Below are 20,748 nucleotides of genomic sequence, written 5' to 3' on the forward strand. Positions count from 1 at the left end.
CTGCTTACGCGGGCTGCACCTGCCCGCCAATGATGACCTGTCGAACTGGGTTTTCGCCAAGCCAGTAGGGTAATTCCTCGTAGCTGCGCACGTCCAGCACCAGCACGTCGGCGCGCTTGCCGGGCTCCAGCGAGCCGCAGTCGTGCTGGCGGTTGATGGCCCAGGCGGCGTTGATAGTCACGGCAGCCAGCGCCTCCCGGGGGGTGAAGCCCATATTCAGGCACGCCACCGACTGCGCCAGCCAGAGGTTCTTGCTGGGGCAGGAACCGGGGTTGAAATCGGTGCTGAGAGCTACGGGCACACCCTGCTCGATTAGCTGCCGGCCGGGTGCGTACTGCTGCTGCCGCAGAAACAGGGGCACCAGCGGCAGCAGCACGGCTACCGTAAGCTCCTGTGCGGCCACCCGTGCCGCATCGGCGGCCGATAGATAGTCGCAGTGGTCTACACTCACGGCGCCCAGTTCGGCGGCCATGGCGCTGCCGCCCAGGTCGTGGAGCTGCTCGGCGTGGATTTTCAGGCCGAAGCCCAGCGCCTGTGCTTTTTCCAGGTAGCGGCGCGAATCGGCTACGCTGAAGGCGCCTTCCTCGCAGAAAATATCCACGAACTCGGCTTCGCCTTGTAGCTCCGGCAGCACTTCTTCGGCCAGAAAGTTAAGGTAGTCGGCGGGGCGGCCCTTGAACTCGGGCGGCACCACGTGGGCGCCCAGAAAGGTGGGCACCACGCGCACGGTCTGCTGCCGGCCTGCTTCCCGCGCCACCCGCACCAGCCGCAGCTCGGTTTCGCGGTCCAGGCCGTAGCCGCTCTTGGCTTCCAGCGTGGTGATGCCGTAGCGCCGGAAGCCTTCCAGGTGGTATAGGGCATTAGCCAGCAGCTCCTCTTCCGCCGCCGCCCGCGTGGCGCGCACGGTGCTCAGAATACCCCCGCCCGAAGCCAGGATATCGAGGTAGGACTCGCCGCGCAGCTTGCGCTGAAACTCGTGGGCGCGGTTGCCGGCAAACACCAGGTGCGTATGGCACTCCACCAGTCCCGGCATTACTACCCTCCCGGCAGCATCAATCACCTGAGTTTCGGGCCCGATGAAACCGGCCGGCAACTCACTCATAGGGCCGACAGACACAATAACTCCGTCCTGGCAGGCCAGAAATGCGTCTTCAAGCACTTCCCAGTTGCTCAACTGCGCCCCGCGCAACGGGCCTGGGCCAACACTACCCATGGTGAGCAGTTGACCACAATTTTGGATAAGCAGGGTGCAGTACATAGCAGGCAATAAATGTAAAAAATCAGGGCTTTATTTGGACTTAGCCGCCTCAAGTGTGACCTTTACTAAAGCCACGCAAGGCTTTTGGGCATCACCTTACGCTCAGCAGCCTTACGGGGCGGCTCAAAGGTATTGTTGTTTTTCACTCTGCTTCGCCATGAAAAAACTTTCTACTACCCTGACATTGGGCCTGTTTACCCTGTTGCACGCTGGCAGCACCCACGCCCAGCTGCCCACAGACAGCTATGCCGTGACGCGCGGCTGCAACGTGGGCACCACTACTGGCTCTACCTTGCAAAGCATCAATGTGGATGGCTCCCTGACGCCCATTGGCCCGGTGTACGTGGCGGGCACTACCACACCACTCATTCTCAACGCCCTGGGCTACGATGAGGACAACGAAGCCGTGGTGTATGCCATGGACGTGCCGGAGCAGGTCAACTTCGACAACTTTGATACGCCGCCTTCTCTCTACCGTATCGACCTGAGCACCGCCGAGGCCACTAACCTAGGCAGCGTAACGCCCCCACCTGCGCCCCCATCCGGAACGTCGGGGCTTAATCCGGGTTTTCGCGTGACGCTCAACTTCATTGGTGATGGGGAGGAAGATGAGGATGCCGTTTCCCTGTACTATGTGGGCGGCATTTCATTCCGCTTCAACTACTTAGGCGCACCCGGTGCCCGCATCAACGACTTCCATTTCTACGTGGGTACGGTGCAGCTCAACCAGGCCGGTACTTTCAACGCTGCTCCTACCTGGCATGAGCTGGACATCAGCGACCCGGCCACGACGCTGGTCATCAATGGCTATAAAGCGCAGGTGGAGGCTTATTTGGCGGCCGGCGCTACTGGCCCGGCCCCGGAGGGCGGCATTCAGGACTGGGTGTATGACCCCGCCTCCGACAACCTGGTCAGCTACCTGGGCAAGGAAGACAAGTACCTGACCATTGTGAACCCGGCCACGGCACCCGTAGCGTCTACCGTGGTAGTGGCCAACCCGGTACCTACCAACGAAAACGTGGGCGGCATGTTCCGCGACAACCTCAACCAGGTGTATACCATCGACGCCGACCACGGCCTGATTCACCGCATCGACCGCGAAACCGGCGAGTACACCGGCGAATCGTTCGGGGCCGCGTTTGGCTGCTCGCGCGGGGATGCCATGTCGTTTGCCGGGGCCCTGCCGCTGCCGGTTACGCTTACCCGGTTTGACGTGCGGCCCGATGGCGCCCGGGTGGCCGTGGAGTGGACTACCGCCTCGGAGCAGCTGGCCGAGGAGTTTCGGGTGGAGCGCAGCGCCGATGGGCGCCACTGGGTTACGCTGCACGAGGAGCCGGCCACCAATACGGCTCAGCTTCGTCAGTACCGGTTCACGGATGCCTCCCCGGCCCCGGGCCTCAGCTACTACCGCCTTGCCATGCAGGATCTGGATGGTACCCTCAAGCACTCCGAAATCCGGCAGGTGACGCGAACCGCCGGGGCTGCTTACCTACGAGCTTACCCCGTGCCCGCGTACGACAAACTCACGGTGGAGATGAACGCCGCGCCCTCAGCCCCACTCACCCTTACCAACAGCCTGGGTCAGGTAGTGCGGCGACAGGTGGCCGCCACGGCTACCACGCAGCTTTCCACGGCCGGGCTGCCCGCCGGGGTGTATTTCCTAAGCGCCCAGACAGGTTCCCAGACCACCACGCAACGGGTGCTTATCCGCTAAAGCCAACCCATGCCCGAGCTGCCCGAAGCACCCCTGATCCTGACGCTCACCCTCGATGCGACTTCGCAGGCGTACTTCGATGAGCTGCGGCGGCAGCATTTTCCGCCGGCCCGCAACTTTCTGGCCGCTCACCTCACCCTGTTTCATCATTTATCCGGCAATGCTCTGCCCCAGCTTACGAATCAGCTAACCGACGTTGCTCAAAGCACCGCTCCGCTGCCGCTGGCCGTAACTGGCCTGCAGTTTCTGGGCCAGGGCGTAGCTTTTCGGCTGGAAAATGAGGAATTGCGCACCCTGCACCGGCGCCTGCAGCAGGTGTGGCAAGAAACACTCACGCCCCAGGACCGCCAGCCGCTCCGGCCGCACGTCACGGTTCAGAACAAAGTAGCTCCCGCCGAGGCCCGCACCCTGCACGAGCAGCTTTCCGCTGGCTTTACGCCCTTCGGCACTACGGGCACCGGACTGCATCTTTGGGCCTACCGCAACGGCCCCTGGGAAAGCCTGGCGGAATTTGTCTTTACGGGAGCCTCAGACCTCCGGTAAATTCCTCGGGCTTTGGCTATAGAGCTGCCCAACGTATTCTCCCAAGGCTGATAAAGCACCTTCCAAACCAATACGTAGCCACCGCTAGGGTTTGCGGCGGGGCTTTATGGTATGCGTCAGGGCTTTGAATTGGGTGAGCGTAGCTTCCACGTCGTCGTGGGCCAGGCCCAGCATGGACACCGCCGTGTTGCCGATAATCGACACCTGCTGGTAGAGCAACACCCGCTGGCCGTTGAGCTGGGCGAAGCCTTCGGTTTCGTAAGTGAGCAGGTCGTTTACCTTGGCAGAGGATATTTTGCGGGCCGTGAAGCCCTGCAGCGTGGGGTAGCGCCCCAGCATCTGCTGGCTTACGTCGGCGGCTGTGATGCCGGGGTTGTAGTCGGCCAGGCGGACGGCTACGGTGGGGGCGCTGCCGGTGGCGGGTTGACCGCCTAGGGTGTAGTAGTACGTGCCGCCCTCGGCCCGCGCAAACCGGAACGTTGACTTGCTTTCGTCGAAGGCAAAGAGGGCGGTGGCCGGCGCATCGGCAGCGGAAGCTTTCTGATAAGTGGCCGAAAGCAGGCTGCGCCGCAAAACCCGGGCGGTAGCCGTGTCGGAAGCCGGGTAGCGGGCCTCCAGCAGTACGGCAAACGTAGAATCACCGAACAGTACCTGCGCCGACTCCTGCGCCGGCGACAGGCGCACCCGGGCCAGCCGGGCCGGATAGGCCGCGCCGGCTATTTCCTGCAACTCCAGTACCTGCCCACCCCGGGCCGCAAACCGCGCCGCCGTGAAGCCCGCCGCCTGCCGGTAGTAGTTGCCGCCCTGCCCGTCGAATACCTGCAGCACGGCCGCCTCGCGCCGCAGCCCCGTGAGGCCGGGCGCCGGCGTGAAGCCAGCCGGGGGCACCAGCCACACGTGCGTACCGGCAATACGCTGAGCGCCGGGCGCACTCTGGGCCTGACTAGCCAGCGGCATCATCCCCAAACTCAGCAGCAGGCCCGTAATGCGTATCCCAATTGTTGCCTTCATGCGTACTGGAAGCTACTTTATACTGAAACCTGGGCAATGCTGGCTCTTTCTGGCGACCTGAGCCGCCCGGAGCCGCCGCCCGCTCCTGCAAATATGGCGGGGTTCGGTAGCTTTGCCGCTGCCGGGGCACGGTCTTTTTTCGTTGAAGCTGATTTTCCGCCTATGAAAGCGTTGCTGCTGATTGATATTCAACCCGATTTCCTGCCCGGCGGCCGGCTGGCCGTACCCGAGGGCGACGCCATCATTCCGCTGGCCAACGCGCTGCAGCCGCACTTTCCGCTGGTAGTGGCCACCCAGGACTGGCACCCGGCCCGGCACCAGAGCTTTGCCAGTCAGCACGCGGGCCAGCAGCCCTTCAACCGCATCGATTTGCACGGCCTGGACCAAGTGCTCTGGCCTGACCACTGCGTGCAGGGCAGCGCCGGCGCCGAGCTGGCCGCAGGGCTGGACACCAGCCGCGTGGAAGTTATTTTCCGTAAGGGCACGGAGGTGGAAATTGATTCGTACAGCGCCTTTTTCGACAATGGCCACCGCAAAAGCACTGGCCTGGCCGACTACCTGCGCGGCCGGGGCGTACGACAGGTGTATGTGGCCGGCCTGGCCGCCGATTACTGCGTGTACTTCACCGCCAAAGACGCCCTGCAGGAAGGCTTCGAAACCTACGTGGTAGAAGATGCCACCCGCCCCATTTCGACTGAAGGCTTTGAGCAGGCCAAGGAAGATTTGCGTCAGCGGGGCGGCCACCTTGTTACCACGGCGCAGGTACTGGCCGGCTGACTTCTTTGTGTAGACGCACCTTGCTTTCTTCCGCTGACGTTTTCGTAGTCTGTTGAACTCCATACCCGATAGCCGCCCGCCGGCCGCCGCTACGGTCAGCATCATCATTCCTACCTACAACGAAGCCGCGCAGATTGGGGCGCTGGTGGCTTATCTGCGCGCACACGGAGCCGCCGAAGCCAGTGTGGAAATCCTGGTGGCCGATGCACAAAGCCCCGATGGAACCGCTGGTGTGGCTGCCGCTGCCGGGGCCCGCGTACTACAGTGCCCGCGCAAAGGCCGGGCAGCCCAGCTCAACCACGGCGCCCGGCAAGCGAGCAGCCAACTGCTTTACTTTCTGCACGCCGATACCCTGCCACCCCCTGATTTTCTGGCTCAAATCCGACAAGCCTTAGCGGATGAGAAGATGGGTAGCGGCTGCTTCCGCCTGCGCTTCGACTACCCGCACTGGTTTCTGCGCCTGAGCGCCTGGTTTACGCGCTTCGACATGGACCTCTTGCGCTTCGGCGACCAGAGCCTGTTTGTACGTGCCGAGGTGTTCTGGCAGGCGGGGGGATTCCGGGAAGAGCTGCTGGTGCTCGAAGACCAGGAAATAATCGGGCGGCTGCGGCGGCACGGGCGGTTTCGGCTGCTGCCGCTTGCCGTTACCACTTCGGCCCGCAAGTACCGGGAAAATGGGGTTTTTCGGCTGCAGTTCACGTTTGGGCTGCTCTGCGCGCTCTACTACCTGCGGGTGCCGCAGCCGGTGCTGGTGCGCACCTACCGCCGCCTCATCCGCCAGGACAAGCTGTAGCTTAGAGGTGAGACCAGGGCATAAAAAAAGCAGCCTGCCACGGAAGGCAGGCTGCTTTTCTTCTCAGGCCCGAAGGCCTGGCGCGAACTAAGCGCGACGTACTTTCACGGCGTTCAAGCCTTTGCGGCCTTCCTGCACGTCAAATTCTACTTTGTCGTTGTCACGGATTTCGTCGATCAGACCGGTCACGTGCACGAAGATGTCTTCGCCGGTTTGGTCGTTTTTGATGAAACCGAAGCCTTTGGTTTCGTTGAAGAATTTTACAGTTCCCGTCTGCATGGTAATTGGAAGTGAAAAAAGGTAGTCAGTTAAGCAAATGTCAGCGGAACCCTACCAACATTCAGCACGCGAATCGGGAGTAGTGGTACGAAGCAAATTGCCGGGGTAAAGGTAATATTTTTTTCAAGTTTGTATACCCTGCGTAGCCTGATACGCAGAATTAGTAGTATTTCCGGCCTGTGCCAGCGCTGCTACGGCCGTTCGCAGGCTTTCTGCCAGCTCCTTATCCGTAATTTCCCCCTGCGCATTCACCTTGCCCGAAACCTGCCCTACCTGCAGGGCTGCCCCCTCATTTACAGCTGCTTCCATCACGCGCAGCATAGCCGTCAGGCCGGCGTGGGCCTGGTCGGCGCCGGTAGTGCTGGGCGAGGCGCTCCACACGGCCACGGGCTTGTGGTACAGCTCGCCGGAGGGCACCAGCCATTCCAGCGCATTCTTGAGCACGCCGGGCATGCTGAACACGTATTCCGGGGTGCAGAACAGGACGGCATCGGCGCGGCGCACCTGTTCGCGGAAGGCCGCCACGGCCGGGGCGCCGGGCTCGTCGTAGTTGCCAGGCTGAAAGTAGGGCAGCTCGGCCAGACTTGTGCTTAGGCTGATGACTACGCCCACGGGCGCCAGCACCGCCGCGGCCCGCAGCAGGGCGGTATTGGAAGAAGCAGCGCGGAGGCTGCCGGAAATGGCCAGAATATGCATGGTAGATACAGCTGAAACGTGGAGCAAAGTACGCGGAATAAACCGGCGCCACGGCTCAGCTTGCGCAAACAACCCTCACCTTTTACCGCTTTCCTGCGTACTTCGTGAGTCTCTTCCTGAACTACGCATGACTACGACCGAACCTTCTGCTTCCGCCACGGCCGACGTGGTGCTGATTGGCGCTGGCATTATGAGCGCCACGCTGGGCCTGATGCTCAAAGAGCTGCAGCCTGACCTGACTATAACCATTTTCGAGCGGCTCGACGTGGCCGCCGCCGAAAGCTCCGACGCTTGGAACAACGCCGGTACCGGCCACTCGGCCTTCTGCGAGCTGAACTACACCCCCGAAAAGCCCGACGGCTCCATCGACATCAGCAAGGCCATCAAGATTGCCGAGCAGTTTGAAGAGTCGAAGCAGTTCTGGTCGTACCTGGCCGAAACTTATCAGGTAAAGGAGCTCACGCGCTTTATCAATCATATTCCGCACCTGAGCTTTGTGTGGGGCCCCAAGAATGTGGAGTTCCTGCGCAAGCGCCACGCGGCCCTCACCCAGTCGCCTTTGTTCCAGGGCATGGAGTACACCGAAAACCGCGAAACGCTGGAAAGCTGGATGCCGCTGGTGATGCACGGCCGCGACCCGCAGCAGCCCGTGGCGGCCACCCGTATGGACCTGGGAACCGACGTGAACTTCGGCTCCCTCACCCGCGGTATGTTCAACCTGCTGCAGCAGAAGCCCGGCGTGACCATCCATTTCCACCACGACGTGGAGAAGCTCCGGCAGAAAGAGGACGGCCTCTGGCGCATCAAAGCCAAGGACCTGGCTACCGGGGAAGAAAAGAAAATCCGAGCGCCGTTCGTGTTCATCGGGGCTGGCGGAGGCTCGTTGCCGCTGCTAATCAAGTCGGGCATTCCGGAGGGCGCGGGCTTTGGCGGCTTTCCCGTAAGCGGGCAGTGGCTGAAGTGCGTAAACCCTGCCGTTATTGCCCAGCACCACGCCAAAGTGTACGGTAAGGCGGCCGTAGGGTCCCCACCTATGTCGGTGCCCCACCTCGATACCCGCGTTATCAACGGCAAGCAGGAGCTGCTGTTCGGGCCGTACGCAGGCTTCAGTACCAAGTTTCTCAAGCAGGGCTCCTACCTGGATCTGCCCCTTTCGGTGAAGCTGAGCAACATGCGACCCATGATTATTGCCGGCCTCAAGAATATTCCGCTTACCAAGTATCTGGTCAACCAGGTTCGTCAGTCGCCGGAAGACCGACTGGCGGCGCTGCGTGAGTACCTGCCCGAAGCGCAGGGCCAGGACTGGCAACTTGAAACGGCTGGTCAGCGCGTGCAGGTTATCAAGAAAGACGAAAAGGAAGGCGGCATCCTGGAATTTGGCACCGAGGTAGTAGCTGCCAAGGACGGCTCCATTGCCGCTTTGCTGGGCGCCTCGCCGGGTGCTTCCACGGCCGTCAGCATCATGGTGGGCCTTATCCAGCGGTGCTACCCGCAGCAGTCGGCCACGCCGCAGTGGCAGGCCAAGTTTCGGGAAATGATTCCCTCCTTCGGGCACCACCTCAGCGAGGAGCCGCAGCTACTGGCCGAGTTGCGCGCCCACACCAGCCAGGTGCTGGGCCTGACGGAAACTACCCCGGCGGCGCGCTAAACCCAGCGCGAAAAGTCAGTGGAAAAGCCACGCTGCCGCAACCCGGGGCGTGGCTTTTTTCTGCGCGTGCGCCGCTGTTTTGCGTTAGGGTTTGATGCCTTGCAAAGGCTGCCTACTTTTGCGCCGCCAGTGGCCCTGCCTTTTCGGTTTCGGCCCGCCACTTCTTTCGACTCATTTTCGCGCGCCCCGGGCGCTTCCCAGCCATTTGCCTATGAACCCATTAGCCAGCGTCCGTCAGTTCAACCAAAGCATCTGGCTGGATTATATCCGCCGCAACATTTTAGTGAACGGGGAGTTGCAGCGCCTGCTCACGGAAGACGGCCTGCGCGGGGTGACGTCGAACCCAGCCATCTTCGAAAAGGCCATCGGCGGCAGTGCTGACTACGACGCCAGCATTCAGGCCCTGGCCCTGCAAGGCCTCTCGGCCGAGCAGATCTACGAGCAGTTGGCCGTACAAGACGTGCAGCACGCCTGCGACCTGCTGCGCCCGCTCTACGATGCTGCCGACAGCGGCGGCGACGGCTACGTGAGTCTGGAAGTCTCTCCCACCCTGATCCACGACACCGAGGGCACCGTGCAGGAGGGCCTGCGCTTCTGGCAGCAGGTGAATCGGCCCAACGTGATGATCAAAGTGCCCGCTACGGTGGAAGGCCTACCTGCCATCCGCCAGCTCATTGCCGCCGGGGTGAACGTGAATGTGACTCTGATCTTCGGTTTGGAACGGTATAAGGCAGTAGCTGAGGCTTACCTGCAGGGGCTGGAAGACCGGGCCGCCGCCGGCTTGCCGTTTTCGCGCATCGACTCGGTGGCCAGCTTTTTCTTATCGCGCATCGATGTGCTGCTGGACCCGCAGCTGGAGCAGCTGGCCCAGCAGGGCGGGGAAAAAGGCGCCCTGGCGCAGTCGTTGGTGGGTGAGGTAGCGTTGGCCAGTGCCAAGCAGGCCTATCAGTTCTACAAAAGTATCTTCTCCGGCCCGCGCTGGCAGGCCTTGCAGCAGCAGGGCGCGGCTGTGCAGCGGCTCTTGTGGGCCAGCACGGGCAACAAGAACCCCCAGTACGACAACCTCAAGTACGTCGAGCACCTGATCGGCCCCGAGACGGTGAATACCATTCCCGTCGAGACGCTGGACCTCTACCGCCTGAGTGGACAGCCGCAGAGCCGCCTGGAAGAAGGCACCGAGCAGGCAGCCCAGGTACTGGCGCGCTTGTCCGAGCTGGGCATCGACCTGAATCAGGTTAGTCAGCAGCTCGAAGACGAAGGCGCCCAGAAGTTCAATGAGCCTTTTGCCAAACTCCTGACGGTGCTGGAGCAAAAGCGCCAGCAGGCTCTGCAGGCCCCAGTCGTACCCGCCGAGCTGCACCTGGGTCAGTACCAGGCCGCCGTGGACACCAAGGTAGCCGAGCTCAACGCTCAAAACTTCACCGCAGGCTTCTGGAACAAGCAGGCCGATTTGTGGGTGGAGGATGCTACCGCCCAGCAGAGCGTACGCTCCTTCATGGGCTGGCTGCGCGTGGCCGAAACCATGGTAGGCGCCGTGCCCGAAATCGAGCAGTTCGTGCACGAAGTGAAAGCCGCCGGCTTCAGGCACGTGGTGGTGATGGGCATGGGCGGCAGCAGCATGACGCCCATTGTGTTCAAGCAGGCGTTTGCTGGGCAGGTCCATGGGTTGCCGCTGTCGGTGCTGGACACCACCAACCCGGGCTCGGTGCGTGAGATTGAAGAAGCCGTGCCACTGGCCGAAACCCTGTTCGTGGTAGCCAGCAAATCGGGCACCACGGCCGAGCCCCTGGCCTTCGGCGACTATTTCTACAACCGCCTCCGGGAAATCAAGGGTGAGCGGGCCGGCGAAAACTTCGTGGCCATTACCGACCCGGGCTCCAAGTTTGTGACGCAGGCCACGCAGGAGGGCTACCTCCGCATCTTTCTGAACTTTGCCGAAGTGGGTGGCCGCTTCTCGGCCCTCTCCTACTTCGGGCTGGTGCCGGCTGCGCTCTACGGCCTTCCCATCGGCGACATTCTGGCCCGGGCCGTGCGCATGATGCGCGCCTGCGGCGCCTACGGCCCCGTGAGCCACAACCCCGGCCTGGAGTTGGGTGCAGCCCTGGGCGTACTGGCCCAGCACGGCCGCGACAAGCTCACGCTGGTAGTGCCCGATTCCCTGAGCGACCTGGGCCTCTGGCTGGAGCAGCTCATTGCCGAAAGCACCGGCAAAGAAGGCAAAGGCGTGTTGCCCCTGGCCGGCGAACCGCTAACGTCGATAAGCTCCTACGGCTCGGACCGCGTGTTTGTGTACGTAGGCTACCAGGACCAGGCCGATGCCGTGAATGAGCAGCACCTGGCCGCGCTGGAAGCCGCCGGCCACCCCGTAGTGCGCATTCTGATGGAAGATGCCCGCGACCTGGGCTCGGAGTTTTTCCGCTGGGAAGTAGCCACGGCCGTGGCTAGCGCCGTGCTGCGCATCAACCCCTTCGACCAGCCCAACGTGCAGGCCGCCAAAACCGCCACCGACCAGCTGATGAAGGTAGTGGTAGAAAAAGGTGCTCTGCCTCAGACTTCGGAGCCAGTAGTACGGGCGCAGGACGCTGCTTACTACTCCAACGTGCCCGGCCGCAACGCCGAGGAAGTGCTTCGGAGCTTCTTTGGGCAAACCAAGCCCGGCGACTTCCTGTGCATTCAGGCTTACCTGATGGAAACGCCGGCGCTGAACGAAGAGCTGCAGCAGGTGCGCGCTCTGGTGCAGGAGCAGCTGCACATTGCCACCGCTTCGGGCTATGGTCCCCGCTTTCTGCACTCCACCGGTCAATACCACAAAGGCGGCCCCGACACCGGCCTCTACCTGCAGCTAACCACCGACCACGCCCAGGACCTGCCCCTGCCCGGCCGCCCCTACACCTTCGGCACCTTCCAGAATGCCCAGGCCGCCGGCGACCTGCAGGCTCTCCAGGATTACAACCGCCGCACCCTGCGCATCCACTTCAACGGCAACCCTACCCAGGGTGTGGCTGATTTGCTGGCGCAGCTGCGCACCGTGCTGGCGAAGTAGCTTCCTTCCGGTTGAGTAAGTCAAACGGCCCGCCATCCAACGATGGCGGGCCGTTTGACTTACTCAACAAAGGCTTTTTGTGTAGAGTAGATTACTATTTATTACCAGAAGCCTCCTGGTGAGAACAAAAAATCAATTGGAGTATCAAGATCATAAAGCCATTGATAGCCGCTGGTTTCAGTATCGCAAAATGGCCTCAGTAAGCGAATCATTTCTCTGTACTTATCAATCGTCATGTCACAAACAAAACTTTGTGTGTCAATCATCAATATCCCTTTATCTGTATCAGAAATTCTAAGCATTAGGTTACAGTTTACCACTTGTATGAAATTAAGTCTCGAAAGATCAAGACTCCTTCCTGAATCAATAATTACCTCCTGAATTATCTGTCTTAGCTGACTGGCTTGTAGCTTATCAAAATCAAACAGCCGAACAAGCCTAGTTGAATCAGCTTGAGGAAATTTTCCTCCGTCAGTCAAATCATCAAGAAACTCTATTCTCATTTTTCTATTCAAAATAAGTTACTGTAACGATATACAACGCAATCAATTATACCATTTTCTCCGGCAGAAAGACCTCCGCGAGCATGCAGCGGGCACTGCCACCTCCAATGGTTTCGATGGTGGGAATGGGCAGCGGCAGCAGGTCGCAGTACTGCGCTAGGGTGGTGCGCTGGGCGGGCGTGAGGGCGTCGTGGGCACTCTGCGACATAGCCAGCAGCTCGCGGGCGGTGGCAGGCTGCAGGGTGAGCATGTTGCCGGCAAACCGAGAAACCTGCGCCAGGGAAATGTCGATGATTTCGTGCCCGGTGGCCGTGAGAGAATCTACCACCACTGCCTGCTCGGCGGCATTCCGGATGCTTTCTAGGCACACTACCGCAAATCGGGCGCCGACGCACATCATCACGTTGGTATGGTAGATTTCCTGGCCCTGGGCGTCATGAGCGTGAAAGGCTACGGCGCGGTAGCACAGCTGCTGAGCAACTTCTTGGAACAGTGCCGCGTCGGTGCGGGGCGACAGGCAGGCGTAGGCCACGCGGTGCAGGTGGTCGAAGATGATGCTGCCGGTGCCTTCCAGAAAACGGTTTTGCCGCTCGGAGCCCGATAAATCAATGACCTCTGTTACGGCAAACTGCTCCTGGAGCGCGGCCAAGATATCGGGGCGGCGCTCCAGGCGGCGGTTGGGCGCACACATAGGGTAGAGCAGCACGCGGCCGTCAGGGTGTAGGGTAAGCCAGTTGTTGGGGAAGATGGAATCGGGCGTGTGCGGCGCGGGCGTATCCTCAAACACCAGCACCCGCACGCCGTGGGCCCGGAGCGCAGCTACCACGCCATCGAACTCGGCCCGGGCCCGGCGCTGGATTTCCTCCCCCGAAGCCTCCCTTATTGCGTTCTGGAAATAGTTGGATTCGGCGGTTTCGGTGTTGAAGCCGAAGCGTGCGGGGCGAACCATGAAAACGGTACGGGCTGATTGCATGAGCGAGGACGGGTGAAGGCCGCAAAGAAACGCCCCCGGCGCAACTATTGCGCAAATGCCCTTGCCCTCACCCATATTTTCCGCCTGTTTGTGCCTACTATCCTCCTGGTTCACATCAAGATGTGATGCAAACCGGCCCGGCTGTTGCGCAACTTTGCAGCGCGGCTGGCTCAACTACCTGCTTCGGCCTGCACTCCGCTTCTTCCAACCTTCTTGCGCTATGAAAATGACCTTATCAAACGGCAGAATTGCCATCATTGGAGCCGGGCCGTCGGGGCTGGCGGCCTGCAAATCGGCCCTGGAGGCGGGCCTGGAGCCGGTGCTCTTCGAGCAGAGCGGCCACCTGGGCGGCCAGTGGAACCAGGGCGCGCCACACAGCGGCGTGTGGAAAGCCATGCACACGAATACCAGCGCCATCAACACCCGGTTTTCCGACTTCCCGCACACGCCCGGCCTCCCGCTTTTTCCCAACAACCAGGACATTCTGGCGTACCTCGAAAGGTACGCGGCCCACTTCAATCTGCTCCCGCACCTGCGCCGGCATACGCGCATCAACAAGGTAGCCCGCGGCCCCAAAGGTCAGTTTATTGTGTGGTCGGTGGATGGGCAGGGTGCGCAGCGGGCCGAGCTGTTTCAGTACGTAATCGTGGCCTCGGGGCGCTACAACAAGCCGCGCTACGCCCAACTGCCGGGCCTCCCGGAGTTTGAAGGGATGGTGCTACACTCCTTCCATTACCGCCGCAGCGCCGACTTTGCAGGCCAGCGCGTACTCGTCGTTGGCAACAGCATCAGTGGGCTGGAAATTGCCAGTGAGCTAGCTCAGCGCGCTGATGTGACGGTGCTTTCCTCCTGTCGCAAGCCGCGCTATATCCTCCGAAAAACCCTGAACGGCCGCCCTTCCGACTGCGTGGCCTTTACGCGGGCCGCCGCTTATACCGGCCAGGCCCTGCCGCCCGCCCAGGCCGCCGAAGGCCTGAAGCAGCTGATTCTGCGCACCTGCGGCAACCCTGCCGACTTTGGGGCGCCCCGTCCGCAGGAGGATGTGCGGGCCGCCGGCATTTCCATGAACGACCAGTATCTGGATTTGGTGCAGCAGGGCCGGATTCAGCCGTACGGGGCCGTGGCGCATTTTACCGCCTCGGGTGTGGTGTTTCAGGATGGCAGCCAAGCCAACATTGATGCCGTGATTCTGGCTACGGGCTTCGACCTGAACCTGCCTTTCCTGAGCGACGATATCCGGGAAACCATCCAGGCCGGCCCCGACCACATCGACCTGCATCATCATACCTTCCACCCCTGCCTGCCCAACCTGGCATTCATTGGCTTGTTTCCGCAGGCGGGGCCGTATTTCCCGGTGGTAGAGCTGCAGGCCCGCTGGATAGCGGCGTGCTGGAGTGGTGCCCGTGCGCTGCCTTCGCGCGAGCAGATGGAAGCCGGCCTGGCTGAGTTCCGCGCCTTCCGGCAGGTGCGCTACGAAACCAGCCTGCACGAAATGGCAACGCGGCTGGCTGCCAACGTTGGCGTGGTCCCGTCGCTGGAACGCTACCCTGAGTTGGCTCAGGAGCTGCTCTTCGGCCCGCTCACGCCCGCGCAGTTCCGCCTCGAAGGCCCCCACGCCCAACCCGGCTCCCTCGCCGACTACCGGGAATGCCTGCGGCAGATTGGCTGCACCGCGCCGGCCCCACCCACTGAGGAGCAGATAGCCCATCTGCAAATACTGGCCGAGGCCCTGCCCCACGAAAAGGCGCTGCAGGATTTAGCCCGGGAGCTGCAGGCCGAGCCGGTATTGTAACAATCAACCAGACAGAAAAAGGGGTTTGCCAGATAGTGGTAAACCCCTTCTTAGTAGCGCCTGCGGCCTTTTACAGAGGCTGGCTGGTTTCTTACAGGGCCTTGGTAAGCAGCAGCCCGCCGTAGGCATGCCCATTCGCGTTCAGACCCTGAACCGGCACCAGCGAAACGCCCGTGCGGCCGCCGGTTTTGTGCAGCTGCGGCACCACAATACCCATGGTGGCGCCCAGCGCATAGCCGACCAGGTTATCGGAGAGGAAGTGCTTGCCGGCCTCGATGCGGTAGTAGGCTACAGCAGCCGGCACCAGCGCCGCCGCGCCCCAAACAAAAGGCTCAGCCGGGGAGTCGGGGTTGAAGTCGTGGAAAACCTTGGCGGCGAAGAACGTGGCAGTGGCCGTGTGGGCGGTATGGCCCGCGAAAAACGAGTTGGTGGCAATGCGGCTGCCACGCTTATTTTCCGCGCCCTCGGAGCCGTAGAGAAAAGGCCGGTAGCGCGTCACGGTGCCCACCGACATGGTGAAAACGGCATCGGTGGCCAGCATGGTTTGCAGATACAGAGCAGCCACCTGTCCGTAGCGGCCGCGGGCCTTATCGTTCAAAGCTAGCAAGCCCGGCGCTACCACCAGAGAGCCGTAGCATAGCACGTCACTGTTCAGTTGGGCCTGGTCGCTGTAGTTGCCGGCCGCAAACCGGTCGAACTTGGGAACATCGTTTTTGTCGAGGGCGGCCAGCTGCGCGGGAGTCAGGCCATTTTTCTGCCGCACCAGGTAAAGCCCCAGCCCACTGACGGCCCCCCGCCCCACGGTGATGGGCGCATCCACCACGAAGCGCGTGCGGTACGGGGAATCGGCCTGCTGGGCCTGGGCGGCGGGCCCTGCCGACAGCCACAGGGAAACGGTCAGCAAAAGCGAGGAAAGTAGTTTCATGAGCGGTAAGTATGGTTGCCGCTGAAACGAGAAATGACCAGGGCAGGTTAGCCCCGGCGGAAAGCCGGATTGTGCGGGCCGTGGCCCGCACAAACAAAAAAAGAGCAGACCAATTGGCCTGCTCTTTATACTTCCTGGGGAAGTACGCGGTAATTAAGCGCGACGCACTTTTACTGCGCTCAGGCCTTTACGGCCTTCTTCCACTTCGAACTCAACTTTGTCGTTGTCGCGGATTTCGTCGATCAGACCGGTTACGTGGACGAATACGTCCTGGCCGGTAGATGAGTCATTGATGAAACCAAAACCTTTGGTCTCATTGAAGAATTTTACGGTTCCTGTTGCCATGATGCTTTAGGAAAAAGGTGAAAGTGAAGCAACTGACAACGGAACTCTACAATTAAGCAATGGTAGCGACACGAGGCAACTTGCCTTAAAACAATGCAAACGTACGGCTTTATTTCCGGAATGACTGCCCCAAGCGGACAATCCCCGGCACCAGACGGTTACGGGCGGCTAACGGGCAGCCCGCGCTTTAGGTTCAAACTCTTTTCCTCTAAGTCCTTATTTCCGGTTGATAGCTGCCCTTTTCACCACTTGTTTCCCTGCTTAAAACCGCCGCGGGCTCCCGGCTTACCCGGCGCGGGCCGGCGGCCAAATACCTGTCTTTATGCTATATAACCAGCAGACACTATACCCGAAAGCCTATACCACCGTAGCCTCCGCCTGCTGCGCCACGGCCTGAAGTTGGCCCTACAGCTTTTTCTGCCCACCCGCATGAAACCAACCAGACAAGTAACAGGCCACGGCCTGGGAATCGGAAAAAGAAAAGTTGAACAACCGCGGTTTTCCAGGGTAGCGGGGACGGAAAGAGGGTTAAAACGGCGGTACCGAGTAGAGCAGCAAGGAACGGAGCAGCGGAAATCAGCGCAGGTATTCCCGGCCCGCAATGCCCGTGGGAGCCTGGCTCATTACCTGTTTGGCCAGTGGGGTCATGTGTTTCTCAGGATCAGCAGCGGCCACATCGGCCAGGAAAAGCACCGCTTCGGCTTCGGTTAGGCGCAGGGCCATTTCGTACCAGGCACTGGTGCCGCATACCACCTGCAGGTAGTACGCGCCCGTAGCCTCGTCGTGCAGCAGGCTATACATCCAGGGAATATTTTTGTAGAGCGTGGTCATTTTTCGGGTGTTCATAGCTGGCGTGGGTAAGGCGGTACGGTTTTCGGGTGGCAAGTACATCAGTCTGCCTTTGCCCGGGTAGAAACCAGCGGGCGGAGCACTCTGGCGTGGTGGATATCACCAAAGCGCAATCAGCCGTATCTTGCCGAAAGCAGTATATTCTGTTTCCGCGAATATATACTACCTGGCACCCACGCAGCCCCGCACTTTTCGGTCCCGTGGTCCTACCCTTCTCTGCATGTCAACCTATTACTCTTTTCTCCGCCCGCTCATCGAAGGCAGCCATGCCGTGTACTTTGTGTATCACCTGCAGGAGCAGCGCGTGCTCTACGTGAGTGCCGGCTATGAGGACCTCACCGGCGACCCGGCCAGCCATGTAGCCGAGGACTTGCCCTTCTGGCTGGAGCGCCTGCACCCCGACGACCGGCAGTACCTGCGCCACCGGCTTGCCGAGGCCGCCCCCGGCGAAGTGGTGCAGAACGTGGAGCTGCGCCTGGCCCGGGCTGACGACCGCCCGCAATGGCTGCGCCTGGCGGCCTGCCAGCTGCCCCAGCCCGAGGGCCATACCCTGCTCAGCGGCCGGCTCGAAGACATAACCCGGGCCAAGGAAATGGATATCAATTCCCAGAAATTCAACACCAAGAAAAACGCTACCCTCGAAATTCTTTCTCACGACCTGACTACCCCCTTGGTACTCATCCAGCAGCTCACCGAGCAGCTCACCGAGGAAATGGACGGCGCCCTCACGCCCACCACCCAGCACCTACTGCACCTGATGGAGCGCACCAGCCGGCAGGGCCTCAACCTTATCCGCGACTTCGTGGACAATGAGTTTCTGGAATCGGCCAACGTGCTGCTGAAGTGGGAACGGGCCGACTTTGTGGCCTGGATGCGCACCACCCTGGAGGAGTACGAGCGCGCCACCCAGCACCTGCACGTGCTGGTAAGCCTGGAGGCACCCGCCGGGCCGCTCTACGCCCACCTCGATATCAACAAGTTTCAGCAGGTCATCAACAACCTGCTCAGCAACGCCCTCAAGTTTACGCCGGATGGGGGCCGCGTGGAGGTACGCGTGGAGGACCGGGGCATGCGCCTGCGCGTCATCATCACCGATACGGGCATTGGCATTCCCAGCCAGCTGCAGCCCGTGCTCTTCGAGAAGTTCACGCCCGCCCGCCGGCCCGGCCTGCGCGGCGAGAAAACCACCGGCCTGGGTATGTCGGTGATTAAGACGATTGTAGAGCTGCACGAAGGGCGCATCTGGGTGGAAAGCACCGAGGGCCAGGGCAGCACCTTCACGCTGGAAATACCCACCCTGCCGGCGTAATGGGCTGGACTCTCTCAGGCTATGAGTTGCCGCTGTTATTAAGCAGATAAACTTATGACAATTTCATTTGACTTGGACGATACCCTCATTCCAGCGTCAAAGATTTTTCCTACAGAAGAGCAAAACTGGCTGCTAAGGCTACTCGGAATCGAGAAAGTAAGAAAAGGAACAGTTGGTCTTTTGAAGGAGCTGAAGTCACGTGGCCATACAATCTATATCTATACAACTTCATATCGGTCAACGCGAAAGATACTGTTGACTTTTCATCTGTATGGCATACCTATCGACAGGTTTATCAATCAGGAGCACCACAACAATAAACTAAAAGAACACAGAAACAGGACATCTAAATATCCTCCTGCCTTTGGTATAGACGTTCACGTTGATGACTTACCTGGAGTAAAAATGGAGGGTGAGCTTTATAATTTCAGGACAATCATTATCGACCCGCAAGACAGCAATTGGACTGAAACAGTATTAAGAGCCATGGGCGAATGAAAAACTGTAGCTATACCAACCCTAGCTTATCATAACTGACAGTTAATAGAAGGCCATGATGCTTTAAGGTTAACCCTGGACTTTTTTGCTTATATCAGGTTGGGAAGTAAGCATGCTCATAATTAGCTTCCTACTCAAAAGCGCGCCGCCGTAACCGTCCGGCAAGGCGCTTATGCATAGAATAATTATGCTACACGGCCGTTGAGGACATGGCTGCTTTGGAGAAATTTTCTTCACGAGTTCTTGCAGCACTTTGCCAAGGGCGCCCACGTTCGGGTACACCGGGCAATGGTCTAGGTTAGCGCCGCTTCTGCCAACTGCATCAGCGCTTCGGGGCGGCCAACGTTACCAACATCACGGACGCCAAGCTGCACCTGGTCGCCACCATGCGGGTGAAGCAGGGCCGCAAGTACCTGGCCGAGTATACCGACGCCGGCCTCACGGCAGCGCTACTGGACGCGGTAGAAACCCGGAACGAGGCCTTTGTAGATGGCCTGGCCGACCGCAAGGAAGTCGAAAGCACCCGCGCCAACGCCACGCAGGCGCGCATCCGGTTTGCCAACGGCCTCTACCGGCAGCTGGTGCAGCTTTGCGCTACCGGCGAGGCCTGCTGGCGCCTCACCGACGCGGCCAAGCCGCCGAGTACGTGGCAGCTCCCACTCCCGCCACGCCGGCTGCGGGGTAGTGGAGTAGAGGTTTTGAGGTCTTATTGATTTTGAGCGCAACGTCTGTATGGTTGGCAGGCTTTGCGCTCGTATCTTGTGGGGAAAGTTGCTCGCTACATGGGGTGATGAGGCAGATGATATAGACAAGATTTAACAACACCATACCAAAATGAATGACTTTTCCATTACGACACGTTTAACCACAAATGAGTATGTTAAAATCATGTTTATCGGACTTTACAGAAAACCCGCATTTATACTTGCGACAATTTTAGGCTTTTACTACGTAACAACTATCAGTCTTGACTATTTAAATATAATTGACTGGTATAATAACACACCAGTTTTTGAAATTCTTTGCGGCGCATTTCTTTTGTTAGCACCGACGTTGATTACATTTATTTCTATTAGACAATTTTTATCAAATCCAAATTTTCAAAATAACATAACATACTCATTTAGCGACAATGGCTTTACTTGCCAAGGCTTTACTTTCAAAAGCGAATTTGTGTGGCAACACATTACAAAACAAAAAGAGCTTGGAAAATTCCTTATTTTATATCACAACAAGAAGTTTGGCAACTTCATTGACAAGACGAAATTAACAGCAGAGCAATTAAATTACATAAAATCAAAAGTTATATCTAAGAGCAAATAAATTAATTAGCGAAATATGATTACGCCACTGTTTCAACGTTGTGTACAAATCATGAAAAATCAAGACTTAATTAGCAAAGCCTACGCAGCCTTCAACGCCCGAGACATTGATGCGGCGCTTACTACCATGCACCCCGAGGTGCAATGGCCCAAAGCGTTTGAAGGCGGGTACGTGAGTGGGCACAATGAAATAAGGAATTATTGGACGAGGCAGTGGGCCGAAATAAACCCCACAGTCGAGCCTACTGGCTTCACGGAGAGGCCAGACGGAACGCTGGAAATTGCTGTTCACCAAATCGTGAAGGACTTGCAGGGCGCGGTGTTGTTTGACGGCACCGTAAAGCATATCTACACCGTGCAGGAAGGCTTGCTGCGGCGCATGGATATTGAACTGGTGTAGCTATGTACTGTTGATGAGCGGCCTTCACACAAAAGCGCCCTGCCGGACGGTTCCGGCAGGGCGCTTTTTT

General features: G+C 59.6%; 21 protein-coding genes. 12 read left to right on the forward strand and 9 right to left on the reverse strand.

The genetic code is table 11. From position 1 onward, the window contains the following. Nucleotides 1-4 precede the first annotated feature (4 nt). Nucleotides 5-1,258, reverse strand: coding sequence for an imidazolonepropionase (gene hutI / locus I5L79_RS00455; RefSeq protein WP_196953053.1), 1,254 nt, complete (start codon nt 1,256-1,258; stop codon nt 5-7). Nucleotides 1,259-1,415: 157 nt separating this feature from the next. Here hutI and I5L79_RS00460 point away from each other — a divergent pair, with 157 nt between their 5' ends. After that, a complete protein-coding gene (locus I5L79_RS00460) occupies nt 1,416-2,972 on the forward strand; it encodes a T9SS type A sorting domain-containing protein (protein WP_196953054.1) in 1,557 nt (518 codons plus the stop codon). A 9-nt stretch (nt 2,973-2,981) separates the two neighbouring features. After that, nucleotides 2,982-3,515, forward strand: coding sequence for a 2'-5' RNA ligase family protein (locus tag I5L79_RS00465; RefSeq protein ID WP_196953055.1), 534 nt, complete (start codon nt 2,982-2,984; stop codon nt 3,513-3,515). An 84-nt stretch (nt 3,516-3,599) separates the two neighbouring features. Here the strand turns inward: I5L79_RS00465 and I5L79_RS00470 are convergent, their stop codons facing one another. After that, complete coding sequence (locus I5L79_RS00470; RefSeq protein ID WP_196953056.1) at nt 3,600-4,526, reverse strand: hypothetical protein; 927 nt, start codon at nt 4,524-4,526, stop codon at nt 3,600-3,602. A 162-nt stretch (nt 4,527-4,688) separates the two neighbouring features. Here I5L79_RS00470 and pncA point away from each other — a divergent pair, with 162 nt between their 5' ends. Beyond that, the gene (gene pncA, locus I5L79_RS00475) at nt 4,689-5,303 is read left to right on the forward strand and encodes a bifunctional nicotinamidase/pyrazinamidase (RefSeq protein ID WP_196953057.1); all 615 of its coding nucleotides are present in this window, start codon (nt 4,689-4,691) and stop codon (nt 5,301-5,303) included. 52 nt (nt 5,304-5,355) lie between these two features. Further along, the gene (locus I5L79_RS00480; protein ID WP_231402630.1) at nt 5,356-6,096 is read left to right on the forward strand and encodes a TIGR04283 family arsenosugar biosynthesis glycosyltransferase; all 741 of its coding nucleotides are present in this window, start codon (nt 5,356-5,358) and stop codon (nt 6,094-6,096) included. An 87-nt stretch (nt 6,097-6,183) separates the two neighbouring features. On the opposite strand, the gene I5L79_RS00485 is transcribed toward I5L79_RS00480, so the two are convergent. Continuing rightward, on the reverse strand, nt 6,184-6,375 hold the full coding sequence (locus I5L79_RS00485; protein ID WP_149068989.1) for a cold-shock protein: 192 nt from the start codon (nt 6,373-6,375) through the stop codon (nt 6,184-6,186). Nucleotides 6,376-6,498: 123 nt separating this feature from the next. Next, on the reverse strand, nt 6,499-7,071 hold the full coding sequence (locus I5L79_RS00490; RefSeq protein ID WP_196953058.1) for an NADPH-dependent FMN reductase: 573 nt from the start codon (nt 7,069-7,071) through the stop codon (nt 6,499-6,501). A 127-nt stretch (nt 7,072-7,198) separates the two neighbouring features. Between I5L79_RS00490 and I5L79_RS00495 the strand changes: the two genes are divergently transcribed. Beyond that, nucleotides 7,199-8,719, forward strand: a complete 1,521-nt coding sequence (locus tag I5L79_RS00495) for a malate:quinone oxidoreductase (protein ID WP_196953059.1) — start codon at nt 7,199-7,201, stop codon at nt 8,717-8,719. A gap of 211 nt (nt 8,720-8,930) precedes the next feature. After that, the gene (locus I5L79_RS00500; protein ID WP_196953060.1) at nt 8,931-11,762 is read left to right on the forward strand and encodes a bifunctional transaldolase/phosoglucose isomerase; all 2,832 of its coding nucleotides are present in this window, start codon (nt 8,931-8,933) and stop codon (nt 11,760-11,762) included. Between the two features lie 101 nt (nt 11,763-11,863). On the opposite strand, the gene I5L79_RS00505 is transcribed toward I5L79_RS00500, so the two are convergent. Both I5L79_RS00505 and ctlX read right to left on the reverse strand, forming a co-directional pair. After that, on the reverse strand, nt 11,864-12,265 hold the full coding sequence (locus I5L79_RS00505) for a hypothetical protein (RefSeq protein ID WP_196953061.1): 402 nt from the start codon (nt 12,263-12,265) through the stop codon (nt 11,864-11,866). A gap of 46 nt (nt 12,266-12,311) precedes the next feature. Beyond that, nucleotides 12,312-13,238 carry a citrulline utilization hydrolase CtlX gene (ctlX, locus tag I5L79_RS00510; protein WP_196953062.1) on the reverse strand — a complete coding sequence of 309 codons (927 nt, stop codon included), beginning with the start codon at nt 13,236-13,238 and terminating at the stop codon, nt 12,312-12,314. Nucleotides 13,239-13,458: 220 nt separating this feature from the next. On the opposite strand from ctlX, the gene I5L79_RS00515 reads away from it, so the two are divergent. Beyond that, nucleotides 13,459-15,030 (forward strand): flavin-containing monooxygenase, encoded by a 1,572-nt coding sequence (locus I5L79_RS00515; RefSeq protein WP_196953063.1) that lies wholly within the window; start codon nt 13,459-13,461, stop codon nt 15,028-15,030. Nucleotides 15,031-15,121: 91 nt separating this feature from the next. On the opposite strand, the gene I5L79_RS00520 is transcribed toward I5L79_RS00515, so the two are convergent. The 3 genes from I5L79_RS00520 to I5L79_RS00530 all read right to left on the reverse strand — a co-directional run bounded on the left by I5L79_RS00520 (nt 15,122) and on the right by I5L79_RS00530 (nt 17,146). Continuing rightward, nucleotides 15,122-15,955, reverse strand: a complete 834-nt coding sequence (locus I5L79_RS00520) for a phosphatase PAP2 family protein (protein WP_196953064.1) — start codon at nt 15,953-15,955, stop codon at nt 15,122-15,124. Between the two features lie 153 nt (nt 15,956-16,108). Continuing rightward, the gene (locus I5L79_RS00525) at nt 16,109-16,300 is read right to left on the reverse strand and encodes a cold-shock protein (RefSeq protein WP_196953065.1); all 192 of its coding nucleotides are present in this window, start codon (nt 16,298-16,300) and stop codon (nt 16,109-16,111) included. A 576-nt stretch (nt 16,301-16,876) separates the two neighbouring features. Further along, nucleotides 16,877-17,146 (reverse strand): hypothetical protein, encoded by a 270-nt coding sequence (locus I5L79_RS00530; RefSeq protein ID WP_196953066.1) that lies wholly within the window; start codon nt 17,144-17,146, stop codon nt 16,877-16,879. 223 nt (nt 17,147-17,369) lie between these two features. Here I5L79_RS00530 and I5L79_RS00535 point away from each other — a divergent pair, with 223 nt between their 5' ends. The 5 genes from I5L79_RS00535 (at nt 17,370) to I5L79_RS00555 (ending at nt 20,678) form a co-directional block, all read left to right on the forward strand. Then, nucleotides 17,370-18,458, forward strand: a complete 1,089-nt coding sequence (locus I5L79_RS00535; RefSeq protein ID WP_196953067.1) for a PAS domain-containing sensor histidine kinase — start codon at nt 17,370-17,372, stop codon at nt 18,456-18,458. Between the two features lie 54 nt (nt 18,459-18,512). Continuing rightward, nucleotides 18,513-18,956, forward strand: coding sequence for an HAD family hydrolase (locus I5L79_RS00540; protein WP_196953068.1), 444 nt, complete (start codon nt 18,513-18,515; stop codon nt 18,954-18,956). A 386-nt stretch (nt 18,957-19,342) separates the two neighbouring features. After that, entirely contained in the window at nt 19,343-19,669 is a 327-nt protein-coding gene (locus tag I5L79_RS00545) for a hypothetical protein (protein WP_196953069.1), read from the forward strand. Nucleotides 19,670-19,790: 121 nt separating this feature from the next. Then, entirely contained in the window at nt 19,791-20,279 is a 489-nt protein-coding gene (locus I5L79_RS00550) for a YcxB family protein (RefSeq protein WP_196953070.1), read from the forward strand. A gap of 15 nt (nt 20,280-20,294) precedes the next feature. Continuing rightward, nucleotides 20,295-20,678, forward strand: coding sequence for a nuclear transport factor 2 family protein (locus I5L79_RS00555; RefSeq protein ID WP_231402632.1), 384 nt, complete (start codon nt 20,295-20,297; stop codon nt 20,676-20,678). The last annotated feature ends 70 nt before the right edge of the window (nt 20,679-20,748 follow it).

Origin of the sequence: Hymenobacter guriensis (assembly GCF_015773195.1) — a bacterium.
Lineage (GTDB): Bacteria > Bacteroidota > Bacteroidia > Cytophagales > Hymenobacteraceae > Hymenobacter > Hymenobacter guriensis.